Origin of the sequence: uncultured Maricaulis sp. (assembly GCF_947259345.1) — a bacterium.
Taxonomy (GTDB): Bacteria; Pseudomonadota; Alphaproteobacteria; order Caulobacterales; family Maricaulaceae; genus Maricaulis.
In genome coordinates this window covers 20,622-27,847 of sequence record NZ_CAMYLS010000022.1, presented here as the reverse complement: position 1 = coordinate 27,847, position 7,226 = coordinate 20,622, and the positions used below count along the sequence as shown (strand labels likewise).

General features: G+C 64.7%; 6 protein-coding genes. 3 read left to right on the top strand and 3 right to left on the bottom strand.

The genetic code is table 11. The annotated features are described in order from the left end of the window. From Q0X62_RS10730 to Q0X62_RS10720, 3 genes are all read left to right on the top strand, one after another. On the top strand, positions 1–365 hold a 365-nt coding region (locus Q0X62_RS10730; RefSeq protein ID WP_366946139.1), incomplete at its 5' end, for a DUF6504 family protein. Positions 366–431: 66 nt separating this feature from the next. Next, complete coding sequence (locus tag Q0X62_RS10725; RefSeq protein ID WP_297735324.1) at positions 432–848, top strand: endonuclease domain-containing protein; 417 nt, start codon at positions 432–434, stop codon at positions 846–848. Further along, entirely contained in the window at positions 845–4,111 is a 3,267-nt protein-coding gene (locus Q0X62_RS10720; protein WP_297735321.1) for an error-prone DNA polymerase, read from the top strand. The genes Q0X62_RS10725 and Q0X62_RS10720 overlap by 4 nt, the downstream gene beginning before the upstream one ends. A 231-nt stretch (positions 4,112–4,342) precedes the next feature. Here Q0X62_RS10720 and Q0X62_RS10715 read toward each other — a convergent pair whose 3' ends face one another. From Q0X62_RS10715 to Q0X62_RS10705, 3 genes are read right to left on the bottom strand one after another with little or no spacing between them, the layout of a single operon-like run. Continuing rightward, positions 4,343–5,113, bottom strand: a complete 771-nt coding sequence (locus tag Q0X62_RS10715) for a DUF1295 domain-containing protein (RefSeq protein WP_297735318.1) — start codon at positions 5,111–5,113, stop codon at positions 4,343–4,345. A 10-nt stretch (positions 5,114–5,123) separates the two neighbouring features. Continuing rightward, on the bottom strand, positions 5,124–6,824 hold the full coding sequence (locus tag Q0X62_RS10710; protein WP_297735315.1) for a sodium:solute symporter family protein: 1,701 nt from the start codon (positions 6,822–6,824) through the stop codon (positions 5,124–5,126). After that, positions 6,821–7,141, bottom strand: a complete 321-nt coding sequence (locus Q0X62_RS10705) for a DUF4212 domain-containing protein (RefSeq protein ID WP_297735312.1) — start codon at positions 7,139–7,141, stop codon at positions 6,821–6,823. The genes Q0X62_RS10710 and Q0X62_RS10705 overlap by 4 nt, the downstream gene beginning before the upstream one ends. Positions 7,142–7,226 lie beyond the last annotated feature (85 nt).

Genomic DNA, 7,226 nt, shown 5'->3' with positions numbered 1-7,226 from the left:
GCCGCGCGCCCATGCTGGCGGTTGCCGAGCCCGCGCCGCAATCCGCCCTCCTGCCGCCGCCCCAGCGCCCCCTGCTCATCCTCGCCCGACCGGAACCGGCCGAAGCCGTCGCCGAAATTCCCGACGGTCCGCCGCGCAGCTTCATCTGGCGGCGGGTCCGCCACCAGGTTGATCGCGCCGAAGGCCCCGAACGCCTCGCCCCGGACTGGTGGCGCGAGGGCATCTGGCAGACCGACCGCCCGGCCCGCACCCGCGACTATTTCCGCGTCGAAACCCGCGAAGGCCGCCGCTTCTGGCTCTATCGCGACGGCCTCTACGGCCTCGAAACCACACGCCCCCAATGGTTCGTCCATGGCGCGTCGTGACCCTCCCCTGCAAGGCGGGGGAGGTGTCGAGCGCAGCGAGACGGAGGGGGAAGAAAGGAGATGAACATGCGAGAGGACAGACACCGCGCCACAAAACAGGCCCGCCACCTCCGCCAGACCATGACGATGAGCGAAGTTCGCCTCTGGCAGGGCCTGCGCGCCCGCCGCCTCGACGGATTCCGCTTTCGGCGACAGCACCCGCTGGGCCGCTATATCGTGGACTTTGCCTGCCTGTCGGCGCGGCTTGTCGTGGAGGTTGACGGTCCGTCACACCAAAGCCCCGGGCAGGCTCTTTATGATGCACAGCGGACGGACTGGTTGGCCGCGCAAGGCTGGACAGTGCTGCGTGTCGACAATAACGCCGTGTTTCAGGATTTTGACCGGGTGCTGGCGGATATTCGCGGCGCGCTGGCTGACGCACCCCCATCGACCCGTCGCTGCGCGCCGGCCCATTTCCCCCGCTTTGCAGGGGAAGATCATTGACGCATGACTTTGCCGAATTGCTCACGGCCAGCAATTTCACCTTCCTGACCGGGGCCTCGCATCCCGACGAGATGGTGGCGCAGGCAAAGGCGCTGGGCCTGGCCGGGATCGGGCTGGCCGACCGCAATTCCTTTGCCGGCATGGTGCGCGCCCACCTGGCTGCCAGGGAAGCGGGCATTCCACTCCTGGTCGGCACGCGCCTGGTCACGCGCTGCGGGCTGGAGATTGCGGCCTATCCAACCGACCTGGCAGCTTATGCCCGCCTGACCCGTCTGCTGACGGACGCCAATTTCGCCGCGACGAAAGGCGATTGTGACCTGCACGTCGGCGATGTCGCAAATGCCTCGCCCGGCCAGATCCTGCTGATCATCCCGCCGCGCGAGCCGGACCGGGAATGGCAAGATAGGGTCACCGCCCTGCTGCCGACCCTCAAGGGCGAGACCCATCTCGTCCTGACCCGCTGGTTTGACGGCCGCGATGGCGAACGCCTGCACCGCCTCTCGCAGCTGGCGAATGACTGGGACCTCACGACCATCGCCAGCACGGATGCCCGCTATCACGCGCCGGGCCGCAAGCCCCTGGCCGATGTCGTGACCTGTATCCGCGAGCATGTCCGCATCAGCGAAGCCGGATTCCACCTCGCGGCCAATGCCGAACGCCATCTCAAACCGGCGACCGAAATCTATCGCCTCTTCGACGGCTATGAAGACGCCGTGGCGCGCACGGTCGAGATCGCCCGCCGCCTGACCTTTTCGCTGGACGCGCTGGTCTATAATTATCCCGACGAGGTGATCGGCGAAAATGAAACGCCAAACGAGACCCTGCGGCGCCTCGCGGCAGACGGACTTCAAACCCGCTACCCCGCCGGCGCGCCCGACAAGATTGCCCGCGCCGTCGCCACCGAACTCGACCTCATCGAAGGGCTCGACTACCCGTCCTATTTCCTCACCGTCTACGACATCATCCGCTTTGCCCGCTCGCGCGGCATATTGTGCCAGGGGCGTGGATCGGCGGCCAATTCTGCGGTCTGTTTTGCCATCGGCATCACCGAGGTCGACCCGGACCGGATCGACCTCCTCTTCGAACGTTTCGTCTCGGCCGAACGCGGCGAGCCGCCCGATATCGATGTCGATTTCGAGCATAATCGCCGCGAAGAGGTAATCCAGTATGTCTATGAGAAATACGGACGCCGCCGCGCTGCCATGACGGCGACGGTGAATTGCTATCGCCCGCGCGGCGCCATCCGCGAAGTCGGCAAGGTGTTCGGCCTGTCGGGCGATGTCATCTCGGCCCTGTCGAAAAGCCTGTGGGGCTGGTCGTCTGGCGAGATCCGGGAGGACCGAATCCGCGACGAGCTCGGCCTCGATCCGGACAGTCCGGCCCTGGCCATGACGCTGCGCTATGCCCGCGAGCTGATGGGGTTTCCGCGCCATCTCGCCCAGCATCCCGGCGGCTTCGTGATGACCCGCGCCCGCCTCGACGAGATCGTGCCGCTGCACAATGCCGCCATGCCCGAACGCACCATGCTGGAATGGGACAAGGAGGATATCGACACGCTTGGCCTGATGAAGGTCGATGTGTTGGGTCTGGGCATGCTGACCTGTGTCGCCCGCGCCTTCGACCTGCTGGCCACGCATCATGGCCGCCATCTGACCATGGCCGGCATCCCGGCCGAGGACCCACGCGTCTATGACATGATCTGCAAGGCCGACACGGTCGGCGTCTTCCAGATCGAGAGCCGGGCCCAGATGACCATGTTGCCGCGCCTCAGGCCGCGCAATTTCTATGATCTGGTGATCGAGGTCGCCATCGTCCGGCCCGGCCCGATCCAGGGCGATATGGTCCATCCCTATCTGCGCCGGCGACGGGGCGAGGAAGTCGTGGAATTCCCCTCACGCGAGCTGGAGGAAGTCCTCGGCAAGACGCTCGGCGTGCCGCTCTTCCAGGAACAGGCCATGCGGATCGCCATTGTCGCCGCCGGTTTCAGCCCGGCCGAGGCCGATCGGCTGCGTCGCTCCATGGCCGCTTTCCGGCGCTCGGGCACGATCCATGAAATGGGCCAGAAACTCATGCACGGGATGATCGCCAATGGCTATGAGCCGGACTTCGCCGAACGCTGTTTCAAACAGCTCGAAGGCTTCGGCGAATACGGCTTTCCCGAAAGCCATGCCGCCAGCTTCGCCCTCATCGTCTATGTCTCCTGCTGGCTGAAGCATTATTATCCCGACGTCTTCCTTGCGGCGATGCTGAACAGCCAGCCCATGGGGTTTTATGCCCCCGCTCAACTGGTCCGCGATGCCCGCGAGCATGGCGTTGAGGTCCGCCCGCCCGACATCAATCATTCCGACTGGGATGCGACACTGGAAGAGACCGATATCCCGCGCCGCGACGGCACCGGCATGCGCTTTGCCGTGCGCCTCGGCCTGCGCCAGATCAAGGGGATGAAAGAGCCCGCCGCCGCCCGCCTGGTCGCCGCCCGCCAGGCCGAGGGTCATTTCGAAAGCCTCGCCGATCTCGCCCGCCGGGCCCGGCTGGACAAGGGCTCGCTTGACCGGCTGGCCAATGCTGACGCTGCGGGTTCCCTCGCCATGGACCGGCGCAAGGCGAGCTGGACCGCCCTGGCCGAGGCCGGCAAGCCTCTGCCTCTCTTCCAGCACGCCGACAGCTGGGGCGCGGAACATCCCGTCGCCCTGCCCGAACTGACCGGCGGCGAACAGGTCGCCCAGGATTATGCCACCCTGCGCCTTTCCCTGAAGGCCCACCCGCTGAGCTTCTTTCGCGGCGAGCTGGCCGAGACCGGCCATGCGACCTGCTCGGCCCTGGGTGAGATGCGCGATGGACGCTGGGTCACCCTGGCCGGGCTGGTCCTGGTGCGGCAACGCCCCGGCTCGGCCTCGGGCGTCATCTTCGCCACGCTGGAGGACGAGACCGGCATTGCCAATATCATCGTCTGGCCCAGCTGTTTCGAGCGTCATCGCCGCATCGTCATGTCATCCAAACTCCTTGGCGTGACCGGCCGGGTCCAGCGCGAGGGACAGGTCATCCATGTCGTCGCCAATCGCCTGGTCGACCAGTCCTGGCGCCTCGCCGCACTGGCTGATGGGGAAGGCGGGGCCGACGGGGCCGACTTCGCCGAGGCCGTCGCCCATGCCGACGAAATCGCCCGCCCCAATGCCGACCCCAGAACCGTCGCCCTCTACCGCCGCGTCATGCAGGGCGAGCGGCTGGAGGACATATTGCCGAAAAGCCGGGATTTTCATTGAGCCGAAAGGGCACGACAATCAGTATCCCGCGCGGTTCATTCCGGGCGCAATCATCCATTGATCCCTTGTCAGCCAGCAAGCCGCATCCGGTTTTCCAGCTCAAGGGTGAAACCGCGCAGCGGCCGCTTTGCGGCCCTTGACCTGGAAAACCGGATGCGGCGACATCTCGGCAAGGGATGAATGGTGGGGTGAGCGCCGGGTCGCGCCTTCACGCGAGACAAACCCGTAACCTCACCCCCGCTTCGGCCACCAAGGCACAAAACCCGACGTCCGCGCGACATAATCCGCATAGCCGGGCCGGCTTTCGTGCAGGCCTTCTTCCAGCATCTTGGCGCCGGTCCAGCGGGTCAGGGTGAAGGTGAGGAAGAGCGGGCCGATGATGGTCCACCAGCCGTCTCCGTCGGCGATCGCGATCAGCCAGAGGCCCCAGAAGAGGACGGAATTGCCGAAATAATTCGGGTGGCGGGTATAGCGCCACAGGCCTGTGTCCATGACCTGGCCCTTGTTTGACGGGTCGGCCTTGAAGGCGGCCAGCTGACGGTCGCCGATCACCTCAAAGGCAAGACCGATGGCGAAGAGGATGATCCCCGCTATTGCAGCGGGCGCAGCGTAGCTGGCGCCCTCCATCACCGCATGCTGGACCGGCAGGGCCGTCACCCACAAGAGGACGCCCTGCAGCAGGAAGACCGCGACCAGCATGAAGACCGCCTCCTTGCCCGGCGGTGAGCGTTCAAGAAGCTTCTGGTAGCGCTTGTCGGCGCCTTCATGCTGCCAGCGGCTGAAGAGATGATGGCCCAGTCGCAGCGCCCAGATCGCCACCAGGGCGACATACCAGGTCGCGCCATCGGCTCCGGCAAACAGGAGTGAGGACAGGGCCAGGACCAGAAAGCCCAAGGGCCAGACAGCGTCGATATAGGACGGGTCCCTGCGCGGCACGCTGAAGGGCCAGACCAGCACCATGACGCCGAGCATGAGCGCGAGATTGAGGAGATAGGGGATCATGGCTTCAAACCTAGGGCGCGCGGATCCGCTCGACCAGCTCGCGGACCTCGGCCGGCGGGGCCGGCGTCAGAAGAGAGACCGTCACCGAGACGGCAAAACTGATCACCATGCCGATCGTGCCGAAGCCTTCCGGCGAGACACCCAGGAACCAGTGTTCGGCATCATTCGGGATCCAGCCGAAGATCTTGTAGGTGAGGATATAGGCGCCGGTCACGCCAAGCCCTGTCACCATGCCGGCGATCGCCCCCTCCTTGCTCATGCGCTGCCAGAAAATGCCCAGCAGGATGGCGGGGAAGAAGCTGGCCGCGGCAAGACCGAAGGCCAGCGCCACGACCGAGGCGACGAAGCCCGGCGGGTAGATGCCGGCGAGGATGGCGATCAGGACGGCCCCGGTCGCCGATAGTCGGGCGATCAGGAGTTCCTGGCTGTCGGTCATGGATTTGAACAAGACCTTGCGACACAGATCGTGCGAGATTGAGGAGGAGATCACCAAGAGAAGACCGGCCGCCGTCGACAGGGCGGCGGCGATGCCCCCGGCCACCACCAGTCCGATCACCCAGCCGGGCAGATTGGCAATCTCCGGATTGGCCAGCACGAAAATGTCGCGATTGAGCGTGGTGACCTCATTGGTCTCCGGATCGGCGCGATACTGGATCCGGCCATCGCCATTGCGGTCTTCGAAGGCCAGCAGGCCGGTCGTCTCCCAGCGATGGAACCAGTCCGGCGTCTCGCTTTCGCCTACCACGAGGGCCGTGGTTTCGGCGTCATAGACACTCTCATTCACCGTCTCGATGAAATTGGTGCGGGCGAAAACCGCGACCGCCGGGGCGGTGAGGTAGAGAATGCCGATAAATAGGAGCGCCCAGCCGGCGGATTTGCGGGCATCGGCCGCCTTGGGCACGGTGAAAAAGCGCACGATGACATGGGGAAGACCGGCCGTCCCCGCCATCAGCGCCAGGGTGATGGCGAAGACGTCGAAGGTCGATTTCGAGCCGTCGGTATAGGGGGCAAAGCCGAGCTCGGTGAGCATGCCGTCCAGCTTCACAAGGAGCGGCGTGCCATCGCTGACATTGCCGACAAAGCCGAGCTGCGGGACGGGCGAGCCGGTCAGCTGCAGCGAGATGAAAATCGCCGGCGTCATGAAGGCGAAGATCATCACGCAATACTGCGCCACCTGAGTGTAGGTGATCCCCTTCATTCCGCCGAGCGTGGCGTACATCAACACCACCAGCCCACCGATCACCACGCCCGCCTCGATGGGGATTTCCAGGAAGCGCGAGAAGGCAATCCCGACGCCCTGCATCTGGCCGGCGATATAGGTGAAGGAGACAAAGATGGCGCAGATCACCGCGACCACGCGGGCGGTGTCCGAATAGTATCGGTCGCCGATGAAGTCCGGCACGGTGAACTTGCCGAAGCGCCTGAGATAGGGCGCCAGCAACAAGGCCAACAGGACGTAGCCGCCGGTCCAGCCCATCAGGAAGACGGACCCGTCATAGCCGGAAAAGGCGATCAGTCCGGCCATGGACAGGAAGGAGGCCGCGCTCATCCAGTCAGCGGCCGTGGCCATGCCGTTGAAGACCGGCGGTACATGGTGCCCGGCGACATAGAATTCATCGGTCGAGCCAACGCGCGATGCGATTGCAATGCCGATATAGAGCGCGAAGGATGTGATAACGAAGAAGCCGGTCCAGAACAGGGTCACGCTCATGACGCATCCTCCTGCGTGGCTGCAGGCGCGCCGGGATCGGGCATGTCATCACTGCCAAGCCGGTCGGCAAAGCGCGCCTCGAGCCGGTTCATGGCCCAGGCATAGTAGAAGATCAGCACGATGAAAGTGAGGATGGAGCCTTGCTGGGCGAACCAGAAACCCAGAGGTGCCCCGCCAAGTGAGACAAGGTCCAGCCAGGGACGCAAGAGGATGCCGAAACCGAAGGATACGGTAAACCAGATCGCCAGCAATACGCCCATGAGGCCAAGATTGGCACGCCAATAGGCCTTGCGCGCGGATGACTTGTCTTGTGCCATGTGCTCCCCCAGACTGATCGCATGACATGGATGGCGATCTTCGGCGCGAGCTTTGCAAACAATTCCTTAACACACCAGACCTGTC

What these genes read in the sequence shown, in the direction of transcription:
- Q0X62_RS10715 (WP_297735318.1), bottom strand. Translation starts at nt 5,113, where the DNA reads ATGATCCCCTATCTCCTCAATCTCGCGCTCATGCTCGGCGTCATGGTG.
- Q0X62_RS10705 (WP_297735312.1), bottom strand. Translation starts at nt 7,141, where the DNA reads ATGGCACAAGACAAGTCATCCGCGCGCAAGGCCTATTGGCGTGCCAAT.
- Q0X62_RS10710 (WP_297735315.1), bottom strand. Translation starts at nt 6,824, where the DNA reads ATGAGCGTGACCCTGTTCTGGACCGGCTTCTTCGTTATCACATCCTTC.
- Q0X62_RS10725 (WP_297735324.1), top strand. Translation starts at nt 432, where the DNA reads ATGCGAGAGGACAGACACCGCGCCACAAAACAGGCCCGCCACCTCCGC.